Below are 17753 nucleotides of genomic sequence, written 5' to 3' on the forward strand. Positions count from 1 at the left end.
CCGCGATCCCCAAGCCAAAAGGGCACGCCGATGCGCACCGCCGAAATCACCCGCAAAACTGCCGAGACCGAGATTGCGGTCGCGATCAACCTCGACGGCACCGGCCAGTATGACGTGAAAACCGGCGTCGGTTTCTTCGACCACATGCTCGACCAGCTCGCCCGTCATTCCCTGATCGACATCACTCTGCGCGCCAAGGGTGACCTGCATATCGACGACCACCACACGGTTGAAGACTGCGGCATCGCACTGGGTCAGGCCCTGACCAAGGCACTGGGCGACAAGACCGGTATCCGCCGTTACGGCCACTTCGCCCTTGCCATGGACGACACCCAGATCACCTGCGCGCTCGATCTCTGTGCGCGGCCCTTCCTTCTGTGGAACGTCGATTTTCCGACGGCAAAGATCGGAACGTTTGACACCGAACTGGTGCGCGAGTTCTTTCAGGGCTTTGCCACCCACGGCGGCATCACTCTTCACGTCGACCGTGTCCACGGCCTGAACAGCCACCACATCGCCGAGGCCGCGTTCAAAGCGACCGCCCGCGCCCTGCGCATGGCGGTCGAACCCGACTCTCGTATGGCAGGCCAGCTCCCGTCCACCAAAGGCGCGCTCTAAGCCTTTCATCTGTTTCCAAATATCCCCGCCGGAGGCTCCCACACCTCCGCCGGGTGCAAGGGTCAAGACCATGCTCACCGTCCTCGTCGACTATGACAGCGGCAACCTGCACTCTGCCGAAAAGGCGTTCCAGCGCATGGCGGCGGAAACCGGCGGCGGCGATGTCCTTGTGACCAGCCGCCCCGAGGATGTTGCCCGCGCCGACCGCATCGTGCTGCCCGGCGACGGCGCTTTCCCCGCCTGCCGCCGCGCGCTGGGCGATGTGGGCGGCCTGTTCGAGGCGATTGAAGAGGCGGTCACCCACAAGGCCCGGCCCTTCCTTGGCATCTGCGTCGGCATGCAGATGATGGCCAGCTGGGGCCGGGAATACTCTGATACGCGCGGCTTCGATTGGGTGGGCGGTGAGGTTGTGCGTATCACCCCGGCTGACGACGCGTTGAAAGTCCCGCATATGGGCTGGAACGATCTGGTGATCGACCACCCCCATCCGGTGCTGGCGGGGATTGAAACCGGCGATCACGCCTATTTCGTCCACTCCTACCACTTCCGGGTCGCTGACCCGGCCCATCGGCTGGCCCATGTCGATTACGCCGGTGATGTCACAGCCATCATCGGGCGCGGTACCATGGTCGGCACCCAGTTCCACCCGGAAAAATCCCAAAGCGCCGGCCTGCGCCTAATTGCGAATTTCCTGCAATGGAAGCCATAAGCCCAGCGGAGCTTCAGCCGATCCTTGATGATATCGCACATGATATGGCGTCGGCGACCGACCGGGGTGAGCCTGCAATCTATATCCCCGAACTGGGCAGCGTCGATCCCGGCCAGTTCGGCATCGCCCTTTGCCTGCCCGGTGGGGAAACTCTGCAGGCGGGCGATGCGACCACGCCGTTCTCGATCCAGTCGATCTCCAAGGTCTTTACCCTTGCCATCGCACTTGGCCGTCTGGGCGACAGTCTCTGGGCCCGCGTCGGGCGTGAACCTTCGGGGCTGGCCTTCAACTCTATCGTGGCGCTGGAGCACAACAACGGCATTCCACGCAATCCATTTGTCAACCCCGGTGCCATCGCGGTCACCGACGCCATCCTGCACGGGTTGCAACCGCGCGATGTGCTGGCAGAGCTCTTGCAGTTCCTGCGCACGGCGGCCGAGGATGACGACATCCATATCGACAAGGACGTCGCCTTGTCGGAACTCGCCCATGCGCATCGCAACATCGCCATGGCGGAATTCATGGCCTCGCATGGCAATCTGCAAAACCCGACGGCGCTGACCATCGGCACCTATTGCCACCAATGCGCGGTGGACATGACCTGCGTGCAACTGGCCCGCGCCGGGAGGTTTCTGGCGGGTTTTGCCAATGCGCCGCGTCTGGTGTCGCCGTCGCGGGTGCGCCGGATCAATGCGCTGATGCTGACCTGCGGCCATTACGACGCCTCGGGCGATTTTGCCTATCAGGTTGGCCTGCCGGGCAAATCCGGGGTGGGCGGTGGCATCCTCTCTATCGCGCCGACGCGGGCCAGCATTGCAGTCTGGTCCCCGGGCCTGAATGCTCAGGGCAATTCCAAGTTGGGGGCGCTGGCGATGGAGCGCTTGGCCGAAGCCACGGGCTGGTCGGTCTTCGGCTGACCGCCAAAACATTCGCAGGCCCGCAGACCGGCCTCATGTGGCGCCGCAGTTGATTACTGCCAACTCCCCTCAAGCAAAAGGCGCAAGGCAACCTTCGCTGCCCTGCACTGCTTATTCGCCTGTTCAGTTCACCCGGCTCCAGGTGCCGCCATCGCGGCAGATCCCCAGCACGCAGCCCGAAATCGCCAGCCCTTTGCCCTGCAACACCATCTTGCCGTTGTAGGTCTTGTTGCGGTCCGGCGACCAGACCTTGCCATCAGCGTAAGCCCCGCCGCCCTTGGCCTGCATGTCCCAGATGATCCGCTTGCCGACATTGTCAGACCTGATCTCCTTGCCCGAGCCGTCAAAGGCCTTGACCAGCGTGCCGCAGACGGCGGCCCCGCAAGCCGTCACCTGCACATGGCCGAAATTGCCATTGTCATCTGGCTTCGTCTTCCAGACCCCCTCTGCCGGGTCGGCAAAGGCGGCGGATGCGGTGAAAATCACGGCAGCGACCAACGCCAGCCGTTTTGCGAATCTGTTCATGATGGGCTCCTCCCTGAAGCTGTCGCGATCATCTGCAAACCCTCCACCGCCTTGCAAGCATGACGTGGCGTTGTGGCCCTCTTGGCATCGGCGGTCTGCCATGCCAAAGGGGATGGAAATCCAAAAGGTGCGTCATGATCCTCTATCCCGCTATCGACCTGAAAGACGGCCAATGTGTCCGCCTGCTGCGCGGTGAGATGTCTGCCGCCACCGTCTTCGGTGATGACCCCGCCGCGCAGGCTGCCAAGTTCGAGGTCGCGGGCTGCGAGTGGCTGCATCTGGTGGACCTCAACGGTGCCTTCGCCGGTCAGCCGGTCAACGCAGCGGCGGTCGAGGCGATCCTTGCACGCATTACCGTCCCCGCCCAACTTGGCGGCGGCATCCGCGACATGGCCACGATCGAGATGTGGCTGGACAAGGGCCTCGCTCGCGTCATCCTCGGCACAGTTGCGGTGGAAAACCCGGACCTCGTGCGCGAAGCCGCCCGCGCCTTCCCCGGCAAGGTCGCCGTCGGCATTGACGCCCGCAAGGGCTTTGTCGCCACCAAGGGCTGGGCCATCGAAACGCAGGTGCAGGCAACCGACCTCGCCCGCAGCTTTGAAGACGCAGGCGTGGCCGCGATCATCTACACCGACATCGACCGCGACGGTGCGATGCAAGGCCCCAACATTCCTGCCACCGAGGCGCTCGCCCGCGCTGTCTCTATCCCCGTCATCGCGAGCGGTGGCGTGTCCTCCATGGCCGACCTCACCGCGCTGCAAGAAACCGGCGTCATCGCCGGTGCCATCTCTGGCCGCGCGCTGTATGACGGAGCAATCGACCTCAAGGCAGCCTTGGCCGCTCTCAAAGCCTGATCGTTTTCGGTCTGAAAATAACCCGGGGGGCAGCGCCACCTTTCCCCGGCCAACCACACGCGCTAGGGTCCGCATATGCTTAAAACCCGCATCATCCCCTGCCTTGATGTCGCCGATGGCCGCGTGGTCAAGGGCGTGAACTTCGTCAACCTGATCGACGCAGGTGACCCGGTTGAAGCCGCGCGCGCCTATGATGCGGCGGGCGCGGACGAGCTGACGTTTCTCGACATCCATGCCACCCATGAAAACCGGGGCACGATGTTTGATCTGGTGACCCGCACGGCAGAACAATGCTTCATGCCGCTGACCGTGGGCGGCGGGGTGCGTACGCATCATGATGTGAGGGCACTGTTGCTGGCAGGGGCGGACAAGGTCAGCTTCAATTCGGCCGCCGTCGCCAACCCCGATGTGGTGGCCGACGCCGCCGACCGTTTCGGCAGCCAGTGCATCGTCGTCGCCATTGACGCGAAAACTGTGGCCCCCGGCAAATGGGAGATTTTCACCCATGGTGGGCGCAAACCCACCGGTATCGACGCCGTGGACTTTGCCCGCACGGTCGCGGCCAAGGGGGCCGGGGAAATCCTGCTCACAAGCATGGACCGTGACGGCACCAAGGGCGGCTACAACCTGCCCCTGACCCGCGCTATCGCCGATGCGGTGTCCATTCCCGTTGTCGCCTCGGGAGGGGTCGGCACGCTGGACCATCTGGTTGAGGGCGTCACCGAAGGCCATGCCTCAGCCGTCCTGGCAGCAAGCATCTTCCATTTCGGCACCTTCACCATCGGGCAGGCCAAGGCCCACATGGCCGCCGCCGGCATCCCTGTGAGGCTGACATGACCGATACGCTGACCCGCCTCACCGCGACCATCGCCGCGCGGAAGGGCGCAGACCCCGAGTCAAGCTGGACCGCCAAACTGCTTGCCAAAGGTCCGGAAAAATGCGCCGAGAAATTCGGCGAAGAGGCGATAGAGGCGATCATTGAGGCGGTGAAAGGCGACCGCGCCAAGCTGACTTCCGAGGCGGCTGATGTGCTTTACCATCTGCTGGTGATGCTTGCAGCCCGCGATGTGCCGCTGGCGGACGTGCTGGCCGAACTTGACCGGCGCGAAGGGCTGTCCGGACTAGCCGAAAAGGCCACCCGGCAGATCTGACGAGCTTTCTCGCACCCTTCGCGCTGGCCGGTCAGCGCAGAGGGCTGTTACGCCCGATGAACTGCCCTTACCCCAACCCAAGCCGCGGAATTTCGATGGCCGGGCAGCGGTTCATCACCGCCTCCACGCCGCGCGCGCGGGCCCGCGCGGCCGCCGCCTCATCTTCGACGCCCAATTGCATCCACACACAGACCAGTTCGGGAAACCGCGCCAGCGCGTCATCCACCACCGCGCCCGCCGCCTCTGACCGGCGGAAGATGTCCACCATGTCAACATGGCCCTCGATCTCCGACAGGCTGGCGCGCACCGTTTCCCCCAGCGCAATCTGCCCGGCCTGACCGGGGTTGACCGGGATCACCCGGTAGCCTTGCCGCGCCAGAAACACCGCGACCCGGTGGCTCGGGCGGTCCGGGTTGGGCGACCAGCCGACCAGCGCGATCGTGCGGCAGCGGGTCAGGATCCCGGCGATGCGGGCATCTTCGGCATGTATCATCGGATCACCTTAAAAGAAAAAGGCGCCACGGGGGTAAGCCCGGGCGCCAGTCGTGGAACGAGGGACAGTGATTGAGACGCGGGAGTTCCAACCCGCATCCACTCAACATCAAATAGGAAGTTTGGTTCACGCTTAAAGCTCATGTCGCGCTTTTGTGAACCACCCGCTGGCTGGCCGCATAAAGGGATACGGCGGCGGCGTTCGACACGTTCAGGCTGCCAAAGGCACCCGTGTAAGGAATCCGCGCCAGATAATCGCAGGTTTCGCGGGTTTTTTCGCGCAGGCCCGGCCCTTCGGCCCCCATCACCAGTGCAATCGGGCGCTTGTTGGCCAGATCCAGTGCGCCTTCCAGCGTGTGTTCCGCCTCGCCCTCCAGCCCGATTAGGATATAGCCCATGTCGCGCAACTCCTGCATCGCATCAGACAGGTTGCCGACCCGCAGATAGGGCTGGCGCTCCAGCGCGCCGCTGGCGGTTTTGGCCAGCGCCCCGGTTTCCGGTGCCGAATGGTGGCGCGGCGCAATCACAGCCCGCGCACCGAATACCTCGGCCGACCGCAGCACCGCGCCCACGTTGTGGGGGTCGGTCACCCGGTCCAGCAGCACCACCAGCGGCGCGCCTGCGCCCGAAATCGCCACATCGGCCAAAGTGCCCCAGTTCAGCGGGCGCACTTCCATTGCCGCGCCCTGATGCACCGAGCCGTCATCAATCGGCACGTCGAATTTGCGCGGATCGGCGATCTCGGGTTCGATCCCAGACTCAGCCACCGCCTCTTCCAGCTTGTCGAGCGCGTTCTTGGTCAGCACCAGCCGCAGCTTTTCCCGCGCCGGGTTGACCAGCGCATCGCGCACCGCATGCAGGCCGAACAGCCAGACGGTTTCCTTGGCTTCGGCCCGCTTGCCGCGCTCTTTGTCGATCACCCAGGTTGGTTTGGTGGTTCCGCTCTTCATCATTCAGCCTATTGTTCGGGCGATTGTTTCTGGCCATGCAGAATGCGGCGGGGCAGGGGGGATGCGCAAGCCGAAACTCAGGCCCTCGCAATGCAATCTGTTTTGCATTCGGCGCTTGACGCCCCCCGGCCCCTTGGGTATTCCGCCCCCGTCGGGTGACGAGCTGCAAGGTGCGGCAGCGGACTGTAACTCCGCCGGGGAGACCCACGCCTGGTTCGATTCCAGGGTCACCCACCATGTTTCATGGTGGTGTCCGACAGCAAAGAAAGCCGCCTCCGGGCGGCTTTTTTTTGCTTGCATGACAGCACACCCAGATTCAGCCAGCCATCACCGGGCCGCAAAGCCGCGCGGTGGGCCGGGATATGCAACGCAACGGTGAAAATGAAAAAGGGCAGCCTAAGCTGCCCGTTTCAGACCGAAATGGAGCGGGCGAGGCGATTCGAACGCCCGACCCTAACCTTGGCAAGGTTATGCTCTACCCCTGAGCTACGCCCGCACCGTTTCGGTAAGCGGTGATTTAGGGGATGGCGCGGGTGCCTGCAAGGGAAAAATGCACGTCCCGCCGCATTTTTCGCAACGCCTTGTGCGGGTTGGAAAACGAAGGCCCCGTTCTGACGGCAGGGCCTTCAAGCATCTGGAATAGCAGGCTATTCCAGTTCCACCAGCAGGTCCTTGGCGTCGATCTGGCTGCCTGCCTGCACATGCACCGCCTTGATCACTGCCTCACGGTCGGCGTGTAGCCCGGTTTCCATCTTCATCGCCTCGATGGTCAGCAGCAGATCGCCCGCCCGCACCGTCTGTCCCACGCTGACCGCGATGCTGGCCACCGATCCTGGCATCGGCGCGCCGATGTGGGTGGGATTGCCTTCGGCCGCCTTGGGGCGCGCGGCGGTTTTCGCCTTGACCGCGCGGTTTGGCACCCGGATCACCCGGGGCTGGCCGTTCAGTTCGAAGAACACCTTCACATCGCCCTCTTCCGACACATCGCCCACCGCCTGCAGCCGGATTTCCAGCGTTTTGCCGGGGTCAATCTCGGCGGTTATCTCCTCGCCCGAGATCATGCCGTAAAAGAACGTGCGCGTCGGCAAAATCCGCACCGGGCCGTACAGCCGGTGCCGGGCGCGGTAATCCATGAACACGCGTGGATACATCAGGTATCCGTTCAGATCTTCTTCATCCAGCATCTCGCCATCGGCCTCGTCCTGCCCCAGGTGCAGTTCCTGGGCCAGCTTGGCGCGCACTTCGTCCAGATCGACGGGCGGCAGCGTCTTGCCGGGCCGTTCGGTCAGCGGGGTGTCGCCTTTCAGCACCTTTTTCAGGATGCCCTCGGGCCAGCCACCATGCGGCTGCCCCAGATTGCCCTTGAGCATATCGACCACGGAGTCCGGGAAGGCCAACTCCACCGCCGGGTCTTCCACCTGTGCCCGGCTCAACCCCTGCGCCACCATGATCAACGCCATGTCGCCCACCACCTTCGACGATGGCGTGACCTTCACGATATCGCCGAACATCTGGTTGGCATCGGCATAGGCCTGCGCCACCTCGGGCCAGCGTTCTTCCAGCCCCAAGGACCGAGCCTGCGCCTTCAGGTTGGTGAACTGGCCGCCGGGCATCTCGTGCAGGTAAACTTCCGATGCCGGGGCAGGGGTGCCCGATTCGAACGCCGCATATTGCGCCCGCACCTGTTCCCAATAGTTCGAAATCTCGCGGATGGCGGCGATATCAAGACCCGTATCGCGGTCGGTATGCCGCAACGCCTCGACGATAGACCCAAGACAAGGTTGCGAGGTGCCGCCCGAAAACGCATCCATTGCCGCATCCACAGCATCGACCCCGGCGTCACAGGCGGCCAGAATGGTCGCCGCCGCCGCGCCCGAGGTGTCATGCGTGTGGAAGTGCACTGGCAGGCCGACCTCCTGCTTCAGCGCCTTCACCAGCACCCGCGCCGCTGCCGGTTTCAGCAGCCCCGCCATATCCTTCAGGCCAAGGATATGCGCGCCCGCCGCTTTCAGCTCCAGCGCCCGTTCGACATAGTATTTCAGATCATATTTCGCGCGGGCAGGGTCGAGCAGATCGCCCGTGTAACAGATCGTGCCTTCGCACACCTTGTTAGATTCCAGCACCGCATCCATCGCGACGCGCATGTTCTCAACCCAGTTGAGCGAATCGAACACCCGGAACACATCCACTCCGGTCTCTGCCGCCTGCTTGACGAAAGCCTGCACCACGTTGTCGGGGTAGTTGGTATAGCCCACGCCATTGGAGGCGCGCAGCAGCATTTGCGTCATCAGGTTGGGCATCTGCGCGCGCAGATCGCGCAGCCGCTGCCAGGGGCATTCCTGCAAAAAGCGGTAGGCCACGTCAAACGTCGCCCCGCCCCAGCATTCCACGCTGAACAGCTGCGGCAGATGGGCGGCGTAGGCGGGTGCCACCTTGATCATGTCAATAGACCGCATCCGGGTGGCCAAGAGCGATTGGTGCCCGTCGCGCATGGTGGTGTCGGTGATAAGCACTTTGGTCTGCGCGCGCATCCAGTCTGCCACAGCCTGCGGGCCCTTTTGCTCCAGCAGGTTGCGGGTGCCCATTGCGGGTTCGGCCCGCACCTTGGGCGCTTTCGGGGCCTTCGCTTCGGCCGCGGGCTTGGCGCGGCCTGCGGTCTCGGGGTGCCCGTTCACCGTGATATCGGCGATATAGGTCAGGATCTTGGTCGCCCGGTCGCGCCGCTTGCGGAAAGCGAACAGGTCCGGCGTCGTGTCGATGAATTTCGTGGTGTAGCTGTCATCCAGAAAGGTGGGATGCTGCAACAGGTTGATGACAAACTCGATATTCGTGGCCACCCCCCGGATGCGGAACTCGCGCAACGCCCGGTCCATCCGCGCAATCGCCTTTTCCGGCGTCTGCGCATGGGCGGTGACCTTTACCAGCAGCGAGTCATAGTACCGTGTGATCACCCCCCCCGCGTAGGCCGTGCCTCCATCCAGCCGGATGCCGTTGCCGGTGGCCGACCGATAGGCCGTCAACCGCCCGTAATCGGGGATGAAATTGTTCAGCGGGTCTTCGGTGGTGACCCGGCATTGCAGCGCATGGCCGTTCAGCTTGACGCCGGCCTGATCGGCGACGCCGGTCGCCTGCGCAAGTGTTTTGCCCTCGGCGATCAGGATCTGCGCCTGCACGATGTCAATGCCCGTCACCTCTTCGGTGACGGTATGCTCGACCTGCACACGCGGGTTCACCTCGATAAAGTAGAATTTCTCATCATCCATATCCATCAGGAACTCGACCGTTCCCGCGCATTCGTAATTCACATGGGCACAGATCTTGCGGCCCATCTCGCAAACCTCGGCCCGCTGCGCCTCGGTCAGATACGGGGCAGGGGCCCGTTCCACCACCTTCTGGTTGCGGCGCTGCACGGTGCAGTCGCGCTCCCACAGGTGATAGATCTGGCCATGTTTGTCGCCAAGGATCTGCACCTCGACATGGCGCGCACGCTGGATCATCTTTTCCAGATAACCCTCGCCATTGCCAAAGGCGGCTTCCGCCTCGCGCCGCCCTTCGCGCACCTTGGCCTCCAGCTCATCCTCGGCCAGGATTGGGCGCATACCGCGCCCGCCACCGCCCCAACTGGCCTTGAGCATCAAGGGATAGCCCACCGCCCCGGCCTCGGCCTTGATCGCCGCCATATCCTCGCCCAGCACTTCGGTCGCGGGGATAACCGGCACCCCGGCCTCGATCGCCACCCGCCGCGCGCTCGCCTTGTCGCCAAGTGCGCGCATCGTTTCCGCCCGTGGCCCAATGAACGTGATTCCGGCCTGATCGCAGGCTTCGACGAAATCGGGGTTCTCCGACAGCAGCCCATAGCCGGGGTGAATCGCATCGGCACCGCACATCCGGGCCACGCGGATGATTTCGGGAATCGACAGGTAAGCCCCCACCGGCGACAGCCCCTCGCCGATCCGGTAGGCCTCATCTGCCTTGAACCGGTGCAGCGACAGCTTGTCCTCTTCGGCGAAGACCGCCACCGTTTTCTTGCCCATCTCATTGGCGGCCCGCATCACGCGGATGGCAATTTCGCCCCGGTTGGCGACAAGAATTTTGCTGAACTCGGGCATCGTTCACTCCATCAAAGAGGTGGCGGCGGCGCGGCAGGGGCGCGGCATTCCGCTTCACTCTATTGGCGCTGCACTGCAGCGCAAGGGTGCTGTGTTATCAAACCGCAAAGTTTGCGAAATATGGAGGCCGATGTTTGCACCCGCGAATTCCCGCCTTTTCGCGGCGAAAATGTGAACAAGTCACGAACAGACGCTTTTCATCCCGCCAATCCGGCGTATAAATGGGGGATGACCGATTGGGATGAAAACGACGCCTTCGAGGCCGCCGCCGCACCGCAGCCAGTGCCGCTATCGCAACGTGCCATGGCCGCACGGCCCGCGCCCTATCTCGATGACCTGAACCCTGCCCAACGCGCCGCGGTTGAGGCGCTGGATGGCCCGGTCCTTATGCTGGCCGGGGCCGGCACCGGCAAGACCAAGGCGCTGACCAGCCGCATCGTGCATCTGCTTAACACCAACCGCGCCCGCCCGAATGAAATCCTGTCGGTTACATTCACCAACAAGGCCGCGCGCGAGATGAAAGAGCGCGTCGGTCGCCTGCTGGGTCAGGTGGCCGAAGGCATGCCGTGGATGGGCACTTTCCACTCGCTGTCGGTGAAAATCCTGCGCCGCCATGCCGAACTGGCGGGGCTGAAGCCGAATTTCACCATTCTGGACACCGACGATCAGATCCGCCTGCTCAAACAACTGATCGCCGCCGCCGATATCGACGAAAAACGCTGGCCCGCCCGCATGCTCGCCGGGATGATCGACGGCTGGAAAAACCGCGCGCTGACGCCCGCGAACGTGCCGTCAAACGAGGCGTCGGGCTTCAACAACATGGGGACCGAGCTTTACGCTGCCTATCAGGACCGCCTGCGCACGCTCAACGCCACCGATTTCGGTGACCTGCTGCTGCATTGCGTCACCATCTTTCAGGCCCATCCTGATGTGCTGGGCCAATATCAGCGCTGGTTTCGCTACATTCTGGTGGATGAATACCAAGATACCAACGTCTGCCAATACCTCTGGCTGCGCCTGCTGGCGCAATCGCATAAGAACATCTGCTGCGTAGGCGATGACGACCAGTCGATCTATGGCTGGCGCGGGGCCGAGGTGGGCAATATCCTGCGGTTCGAAAAGGATTTTCCCGGCGCGACCGTGATCAAGCTGGAACAGAACTACCGTTCCACCGCCCATATCCTTGCCGCCGCTTCGGGTGTGATCGCCGCCAACAAGGGCCGCCTTGGCAAAACCCTGTGGACAGCAGGCGAGCCGGGCGAAAAGGTCCGCCTGATCGGCCATTGGGACGGCGAGGAAGAGGCGCGGTGGATCGGTGAAGAGGCCGAGGCCTTGCAGCGCGGCACCCGCGGCCTTGCCCCGGTCAGCCTTGACCATCAGGCTATCCTCGTGCGCGCCAGCCACCAGATGCGCGCGTTTGAGGATCGCTTCCTGACCATCGGTCTGCCATACCGCGTCATCGGTGGCCCGCGGTTTTATGAACGGCTCGAAATCCGGGATGCCATGGCCTACTTCCGCCTTGCGGTATCACCCGAGGATGATCTGGCGTTCGAGCGCATCATCAACACCCCCAAGCGCGGCCTGGGCGACAAGGCGCAGGGCGAGATCCAGCGCATGGCCCGCGGCGTTGGTGTGCCACTGCTGGATGGCGCACGCGAAGCGGTGGCCAAGGGTATCATTGGCGGCAAAGGCGGCGGCCAGCTGCGCCAGTTTGTCGAAGCCGTCGACCGCTGGCATCAGGCCACGCTTGCGCCCGACTACAACCACATCGCCTTGGCCGAACAGATTCTCGACGAGTCCGGCTACACCACGATGTGGCAAACTGACAAAACGCCCGAAGGCCCGGGTCGCCTTGAAAACCTCAAGGAACTGGTCAAGGCGTTGGAGCAATTCGACAATCTGCAAGGTTTCCTCGAACATGTCAGCCTGATCATGGACAATGAAACCGAAGAAGCGTCCGAGAAAATCTCGATCATGACCCTGCACGCTGCCAAGGGCCTGGAATTCCCCGTGGTGTTCCTGCCCGGGTGGGAAGACGGGCTGTTCCCCAGCCAGCGCAGCATGGACGAATCAGGGCTGAAAGGCGTGGAGGAAGAACGCCGTCTGGCCTACGTCGGGATCACCCGCGCTGAAAAGCTATGCACCATATCCTTCGCCTCCAACCGCCGGGTCTATGGCCAGTGGCAAAGCCAACTGCCCTCGCGCTTCATCGACGAACTCCCCGCTGATCATGTGGAGGTGCTCACCCCCCCTGGCCTTTACGGCGGCGGTTTCGGGGCTGCCGCCCCGGTGGGCTTTGGCTCCGGGCTGGAAGAGCGGGTGTCAAAGGCCGATGTCTACAACTCCCCGGGCTGGCGCCGGTTGCAGGCGGGTCAATCGACCCGGCCGGTGCAGCAGCCCAAGGAGCAGCGGCACGTCACCATCGACGCCGAAGCGATTTCCGCCTTCACCATCGGCGACCGTGTGTTTCACCAGAAATTCGGCTACGGCCATGTGACTGATATCGAAGGCGACAAGCTAGACGTCGATTTTGAACATTCCGGCCCCAAAAAGCTGGTCGCCCGTTTCGTCATTCCCGCTGCAGAAGTGGATGATGTGCCGTTCTGATGTCGCGTCTGCAACCCATCAAACGCGTCTGGTCCGCTCCAGCCCGTAGATCAACAACCCCGCGATCAGCCCCCAGAACGCGGCCCCCACGCCAAACACCACAACCCCAGATCCACCGACCGCCAGCGTGATCGTCGCGGCAAACCGCGTTTCCACCACGGCATATGCTCCGGCCAACGCCCCCATCAGCGGCCCCAGCAGCGCCAGCGCCACCAGCGCCACCATCACCTGTGGCGGCAAAGCCCCCAGCAGCAACAGAATCAGGGGTGAGCAAAGCCCCAGCAACACCCATGCGAAGGCATAGACCAGCCCCACCTTCCACCGCTGGTCGCGGTCCGGATGTACATCATCGCCCATGCAGATCGCCGCCGTAATCGCCGCCATGCTGATCGAATGCGCACCAAACAGCGCCGACACCGCCGACAGCCCGCCCGTCACCGCCAACCCTTGGGTCACCGGTGGCGGATAGCCCGCCGCGCGCATCACCGCAAATCCCGGCAGGTTCTGGCTCGCCATCGTCACCAGATACAGCGGCAGGCCCAGCCCGATCATCACCCCGATGTTCCATTCAGGCGGGATGAACACCACCGCCGGGGCCGGAAACGCCAAGGCAGGCAAGACTGCCGCCCCGGTGCCAAAGGCCGTAGCGACCCCGGCCGCCAGCGCAGCCAGCACCGCCAGCGCCGGGTTCCACAACCGCACCAGTGCAAACACCGCCACCATCGGCAGCACCAGCGCCGGTGCTTCCTGTGCCGCCGCAGCCCCTTGCAAGCAAAACGGCAGCAGCACCCCTGCCAGCATCGCCGCCGCAATGCCATCGGGGATAGCCGCCACCAGCCGCCCCAAAGGCCGCACTGCCGCCGTCAGCGCCACCAGTCCGCCCGCCAGCACAAAGGCCCCCACCGCCTGTGGCATGGTGATTCCGCTGGTTGCCGCAATCAGCGCCGCGCCCGTCGTCGACCACGCCAGCACCACCGGCACCCGGTTCCACGCCGACAGCCCCGCCGAACCGACCGCCTTGGCCAGCGCAATCGCCAGCACCCAGCTGGCGGTCTGCGCGGGCGTGGCCCCCACCGCCAAAGCGGCGGCCAGCACCAGCGCGATGGTCGACCCATAGCCGACCAGTGCCGCGACAGCCGCCGCCGATATCAAGGAAATCCGCATAAAGCCCCCGTTTGGCGCGACTATTCCGGTCTGCCCCGGCAATCGCAACCCCAGAAACTGAAAACGGCGACGCCCAGGGAGGAGGAGGGGCGCCGCCGCATCATTCACGACCAACCCCAGGGAGGAGGAGGGGCGCCGCCGCATCATTCACGACCAACCCCAGGGAGGAGGAGGGGGCCGGCGTATCAGGGAACCCGAACCCCAGGGAGGAGGAGGGGGCGCAAGTTCCGCTTTTCATTCCGGCCCCAGGGAGGAGGAGGGGGCAAGACCGAACCATCGTGAGGGCCAGAACCCTCGAATTTCGGTGGCGGCGACCCCAGGGAGGAGGAGGGGGCCGGCGTATCAGGGAACCCGAACCCCAGGGAGGAGGAGGGGGCCGGCGTATCAGGGAACCCGAACCCCAGGGAGGAGGAGGGGGCCGGCGTATCAGGGAACCCGAACCCCAGGGAGGAGGAAGGGGCCGCCGCTGATCCGACCGGCTCAGGGAGGAGGAGGAGCCGTTCGAACTGTGGTGGGGGCGGGTCCAACCGGACGAAGCCCCCGAATTTCGGGCGCGGCGACCCCAGGGAGGAGGAGGGGGCCGCCGCTGATCCGACCGGCCCAGGGAGGAGGAGGGGCCGTTCGAACTGTGGTGAGGGAAAATCCCTCGAATGATCCGCGGCACCCTCCGGGAGGAGGTTAGAGGGTGCCGCTGTTCCGNAATCCCTCGAATGATCCGCGGCACCCTCCGGGAGGAGGTTAGAGGGTGCCGCTGTTCCGACCGGTCTCTGGGAGGAGGACGAGACCGCCCGTATCAGATAAGAGCGCAAGCTCTGGTTTAAAGGGCGTCGGCATCAGCGAGGAGGTTGATGCCGACGCTTTTGCTACGGACCCCTGGGAGGAGGAGCGGGGTCCCGCAAAGGAATTCACTTGCCGTAGGCTGCCTCGTTTGCAACGCGGGTGATCATGCTGCGGTGAATACCCAGATCGGCCAGTTCGCGGTTCGACAGCGCCTGCAGTTCCCGCACAGTCAGTTTGAACACCCGGCGACGTTCCAGACCAACGCGGATAGATTTCACGATGGCCGCAGCCCGGTCAGCAATGCCGTAGGACGCGGCACGCGATGAGTTTACATATGCCATAGCTCTTTAGCCTCTCGATTTCGATTCGGTTGCAGCGTTCTGCTGCTTTGTTAGGGGTAACATGGGGCAAATGCTGCATCTGCACAATAGGCCTGATGCGCAATGCTGCCATGCAGAACCCGCATGGCTGAACGTCACAGAAACGTCATTATTTACAGCATCTTCGTGCAAATTTTGAGCGTTTGGTCAAGCAAACCTTGAGCTTTCGTGCAAAGATCGCAACTGTGCTGCAAGGACAGGCAAAAGGAAAACAATCATGGGTGTCTCGCGCGAAACGGTGATGGCGGCTCTGGCCGGAATCAATCTGCCCGGCGACGGGAACCTTGTGTCGCAAGACATGATCCGTGCGTTGACCATCGATGATGCCGACGACGGAGCGACCGTGCGATTCGTTATCGAGGCTCCCAGCCCCGACGCCGCACGCCAGATCGCCCCCTTGCAGTCCCTGGCAGAAGCCGCCGTGCGCGCTCTGCCCGGGGTAGCTGCCGTACAGGCGGTCACCACCGCCCACGGGCCCGCCGCCAAACCTGCGGCCACCAGCCAGAATACCCCTAGCCTCAACGCCCCCAGCCTCAAGATCGGCCAGCACCCCACGCCGCAACAGGGTGGCCCGCAGAAACTGACCGGGATCGACCGGATCATCGCCATTGGGTCTGGCAAGGGTGGGGTGGGCAAGTCCACCGTCTCCTCCAACCTTGCCGTCGCCCTTGCCCGGCAGGGCCGCCGCGTCGGTCTGCTGGACGCCGATATATACGGTCCCAGCCAGCCCCGGATGATGGGCGTCAGCCGCCGCCCTGCCAGCCCCGATGGCAAGATCATCGAACCCATCGTGGCACACGGCGTCACTATGATGTCGCTCGGCCTGATGCTGAAAGAGGACGAGGCCGTGATCTGGCGCGGCCCGATGATCATGGGCGCGCTGCAACAGTTGCTGACGCAAGTGGCCTGGGGAGAGCTGGACATCCTGCTCATCGACCTGCCCCCCGGCACCGGCGATATTCAGCTGACGCTGTGCCAGCGTACCCAACTGACGGGGGCCATCGTTGTCTCGACCCCACAGGACGTGGCGCTTCTGGATGCGCGCAAGGCACTTGATATGTTCCTCAAGCTGAAAACCCCGGTGCTGGGCCTTATCGAGAATATGTCGACCTTCTGTTGTCCCAACTGCGGGCATGAGACGCAGATCTTTGGCCATGGCGGAGTCAAGGCCGATGCCGCCCGGCTTGATCTGCCCTTTCTGGGAGAACTGCCCCTGACCCTCGCAGTGCGAGAGGCGGGCGATTCCGGCACGCCCATTGCCGCCACCGACGCGCCAGAGGCCGAAGCCTACGCCCGGATTGCCCACCGACTGATTGCGGGCGGCATGGCCTGACTGGCGCGCAGGCCTGAAACGGCCGCAGTGGGACGGGGCGGGATCATCCGGAACAGCCCGATCACGCCGAATCACAGAACTGGGATTTTCTGGGAAACCGGGGTGAAAACCTCGGTTTTCTGCGTTTCACGGTGATCTTCCTGTCACAAAAGGCCATTTTTGAACCCGCACTGCAAATTAGTTAACGGGTGTCCGGGAGGCATCGGGAAAATCTGTCCTTACTATATATAGCGTTCACGCGGACGTGACCGGCTATAGTTTGCTGAAATATTAAAGTTTGTGCCGCTAGATGCTGTTCCAAATAAGCGGCGCGACCCCGATCGTCCCGCTTCCGCCCAAAAATTCCCGTTGCTTCCCAGACCATCCCGTGGCATCCCTTGGTCATCGAAACGGGCAGTACGAACAGCAGCGGCAGCTTCAAGACCGCAAACAGGCGAAACAGTCAGGCTTCATACAGGCAACCCGTTTAGACAAACAGATCCGGCGCGCGAGCGAGCAGACATCTCCCCCAGGTGGCGCGCGTAGCTGGACGCCCAGCGATGGGACAGGCGGCGGATCGAGCAGTGGCAGCAGCTCGGTCCGCCGCATTCATTTCTGGCCCCCGTCCGGGGGTCACCTCGACGGAAAGGGACGGGCGAAAGCTCAGGCAATATGTCGGACATGTTTCGCGGTGAATACTACCAGAAGGTAGATTCCAAGGCCCGGGTCTTGATCCCGGCACCGTTCCGACGTGTCCTTGACGCTGGCGATCCCCGCAGTGCCGACACCCCGCGCACCCGTATGATCATCGTCTACGGCGGCAAGAACCGCCAGTTCTGCGACTGCTATTCCATGGCAGGTGCCGATGCGCTGGCCCGCTGGGTCGAGACGATTCCCTTGGGAAGCAAGGACCGGATCAAGGCTGAACGAGATCTGATCACCCGCTCTGCCACTGTGGAAATCGACGACGATGGCCGCATCGTGCTGCCCGGCCCGGTGCGCGAAAAGCTGGCCATCACCTCCGAAATGATAAAGGAGGGCGTCGAGTCGGCCCTCGCTGGTTCCACCGACCGCTTCTCGTTGTGGCGCGCAGACGCCTACCGCGACGTGTTCGGCGATGATGACGATGATGATGACGGCGAAGATGCCCTTGCGGTGGTTGGCCGTTACCCAAAGGCAGGGTGA

Annotated in this window: 15 protein-coding genes and 2 tRNA genes; 10 read left to right on the top strand and 7 right to left on the bottom strand. The window is 63.6% G+C overall.

Annotation, left to right across the window (positions count from 1 at the left end):
* Positions 1–30 precede the first annotated feature (30 nt).
* From hisB to EEB11_RS09405, 3 genes are all read left to right on the top strand, one after another.
* Positions 31–618, top strand: a complete 588-nt coding sequence (gene hisB / locus EEB11_RS09395; protein ID WP_135430600.1) for an imidazoleglycerol-phosphate dehydratase HisB — start codon at positions 31–33, stop codon at positions 616–618.
* Positions 619–688: 70 nt separating this feature from the next.
* Positions 689–1327, top strand: a complete 639-nt coding sequence (gene hisH / locus EEB11_RS09400; RefSeq protein WP_135430603.1) for an imidazole glycerol phosphate synthase subunit HisH — start codon at positions 689–691, stop codon at positions 1325–1327.
* Positions 1315–2244 (top strand): glutaminase, encoded by a 930-nt coding sequence (locus tag EEB11_RS09405; protein WP_135430606.1) that lies wholly within the window; start codon positions 1315–1317, stop codon positions 2242–2244. Before hisH ends, EEB11_RS09405 begins: the two co-directional genes overlap by 13 nt.
* Before the next feature lie 123 nt (positions 2245–2367).
* Here the strand turns inward: EEB11_RS09405 and EEB11_RS09410 are convergent, their stop codons facing one another.
* On the bottom strand, positions 2368–2769 hold the full coding sequence (locus tag EEB11_RS09410; protein ID WP_135430608.1) for a DUF2147 domain-containing protein: 402 nt from the start codon (positions 2767–2769) through the stop codon (positions 2368–2370).
* 134 nt (positions 2770–2903) lie between these two features.
* Here EEB11_RS09410 and hisA point away from each other — a divergent pair, with 134 nt between their 5' ends.
* From hisA to EEB11_RS09425, 3 genes are all read left to right on the top strand, one after another.
* Positions 2904–3623 carry a 1-(5-phosphoribosyl)-5-[(5-phosphoribosylamino)methylideneamino]imidazole-4-carboxamide isomerase gene (hisA, locus tag EEB11_RS09415; protein ID WP_135430612.1) on the top strand — a complete coding sequence of 240 codons (720 nt, stop codon included), beginning with the start codon at positions 2904–2906 and terminating at the stop codon, positions 3621–3623.
* 75 nt (positions 3624–3698) lie between these two features.
* Positions 3699–4460: an imidazole glycerol phosphate synthase subunit HisF gene (gene hisF / locus EEB11_RS09420; protein ID WP_135430615.1), complete on the top strand. Its 762-nt coding sequence runs from the start codon at positions 3699–3701 to the stop codon at positions 4458–4460.
* Positions 4457–4774 carry a phosphoribosyl-ATP diphosphatase gene (locus EEB11_RS09425; RefSeq protein ID WP_135430617.1) on the top strand — a complete coding sequence of 106 codons (318 nt, stop codon included), beginning with the start codon at positions 4457–4459 and terminating at the stop codon, positions 4772–4774. The genes hisF and EEB11_RS09425 overlap by 4 nt, the downstream gene beginning before the upstream one ends.
* A gap of 67 nt (positions 4775–4841) precedes the next feature.
* On the opposite strand, the gene EEB11_RS09430 is transcribed toward EEB11_RS09425, so the two are convergent.
* Both EEB11_RS09430 and rlmB read right to left on the bottom strand, forming a co-directional pair.
* Positions 4842–5267: a CoA-binding protein gene (locus tag EEB11_RS09430; RefSeq protein ID WP_135430620.1), complete on the bottom strand. Its 426-nt coding sequence runs from the start codon at positions 5265–5267 to the stop codon at positions 4842–4844.
* Positions 5268–5406: 139 nt separating this feature from the next.
* A complete protein-coding gene (rlmB, locus tag EEB11_RS09435; protein ID WP_135430802.1) occupies positions 5407–6216 on the bottom strand; it encodes a 23S rRNA (guanosine(2251)-2'-O)-methyltransferase RlmB in 810 nt (269 codons plus the stop codon).
* 153 nt (positions 6217–6369) lie between these two features.
* On the opposite strand from rlmB, the gene EEB11_RS19545 reads away from it, so the two are divergent.
* Positions 6370–6453: transfer RNA gene (locus EEB11_RS19545), tRNA-Tyr, on the top strand.
* A gap of 184 nt (positions 6454–6637) precedes the next feature.
* Here EEB11_RS19545 and EEB11_RS09440 read toward each other — a convergent pair.
* Together EEB11_RS09440 and EEB11_RS09445 are read right to left on the bottom strand one after the other, a co-directional pair.
* Positions 6638–6712, bottom strand: a tRNA-Gly gene (locus EEB11_RS09440).
* A 151-nt stretch (positions 6713–6863) separates the two neighbouring features.
* Positions 6864–10325 (bottom strand): pyruvate carboxylase, encoded by a 3462-nt coding sequence (locus EEB11_RS09445; protein WP_135430623.1) that lies wholly within the window; start codon positions 10323–10325, stop codon positions 6864–6866.
* 228 nt (positions 10326–10553) lie between these two features.
* Between EEB11_RS09445 and EEB11_RS09450 the strand changes: the two genes are divergently transcribed.
* Positions 10554–12932 (top strand): ATP-dependent helicase, encoded by a 2379-nt coding sequence (locus tag EEB11_RS09450; protein WP_135430625.1) that lies wholly within the window; start codon positions 10554–10556, stop codon positions 12930–12932.
* A gap of 18 nt (positions 12933–12950) precedes the next feature.
* Here EEB11_RS09450 and EEB11_RS09455 read toward each other — a convergent pair whose 3' ends face one another.
* Both EEB11_RS09455 and EEB11_RS09460 read right to left on the bottom strand, forming a co-directional pair.
* Positions 12951–14096 (bottom strand): benzoate/H(+) symporter BenE family transporter, encoded by a 1146-nt coding sequence (locus tag EEB11_RS09455; RefSeq protein ID WP_135430628.1) that lies wholly within the window; start codon positions 14094–14096, stop codon positions 12951–12953.
* A gap of 905 nt (positions 14097–15001) precedes the next feature.
* Entirely contained in the window at positions 15002–15217 is a 216-nt protein-coding gene (locus EEB11_RS09460; RefSeq protein WP_167852709.1) for a DUF1127 domain-containing protein, read from the bottom strand.
* Positions 15218–15473: 256 nt separating this feature from the next.
* Here EEB11_RS09460 and EEB11_RS09465 point away from each other — a divergent pair, with 256 nt between their 5' ends.
* Both EEB11_RS09465 and EEB11_RS09470 read left to right on the top strand, forming a co-directional pair.
* Positions 15474–16589, top strand: coding sequence for an Mrp/NBP35 family ATP-binding protein (locus tag EEB11_RS09465; protein WP_135430630.1), 1116 nt, complete (start codon positions 15474–15476; stop codon positions 16587–16589).
* Positions 16590–17240: 651 nt separating this feature from the next.
* Complete coding sequence (locus tag EEB11_RS09470) at positions 17241–17753, top strand: division/cell wall cluster transcriptional repressor MraZ (RefSeq protein ID WP_135430633.1); 513 nt, start codon at positions 17241–17243, stop codon at positions 17751–17753.

Origin of the sequence: Pseudotabrizicola sediminis (assembly GCF_004745575.1) — a bacterium.
GTDB classification, from domain to species: domain Bacteria; phylum Pseudomonadota; class Alphaproteobacteria; order Rhodobacterales; family Rhodobacteraceae; genus Pseudotabrizicola; species Pseudotabrizicola sediminis.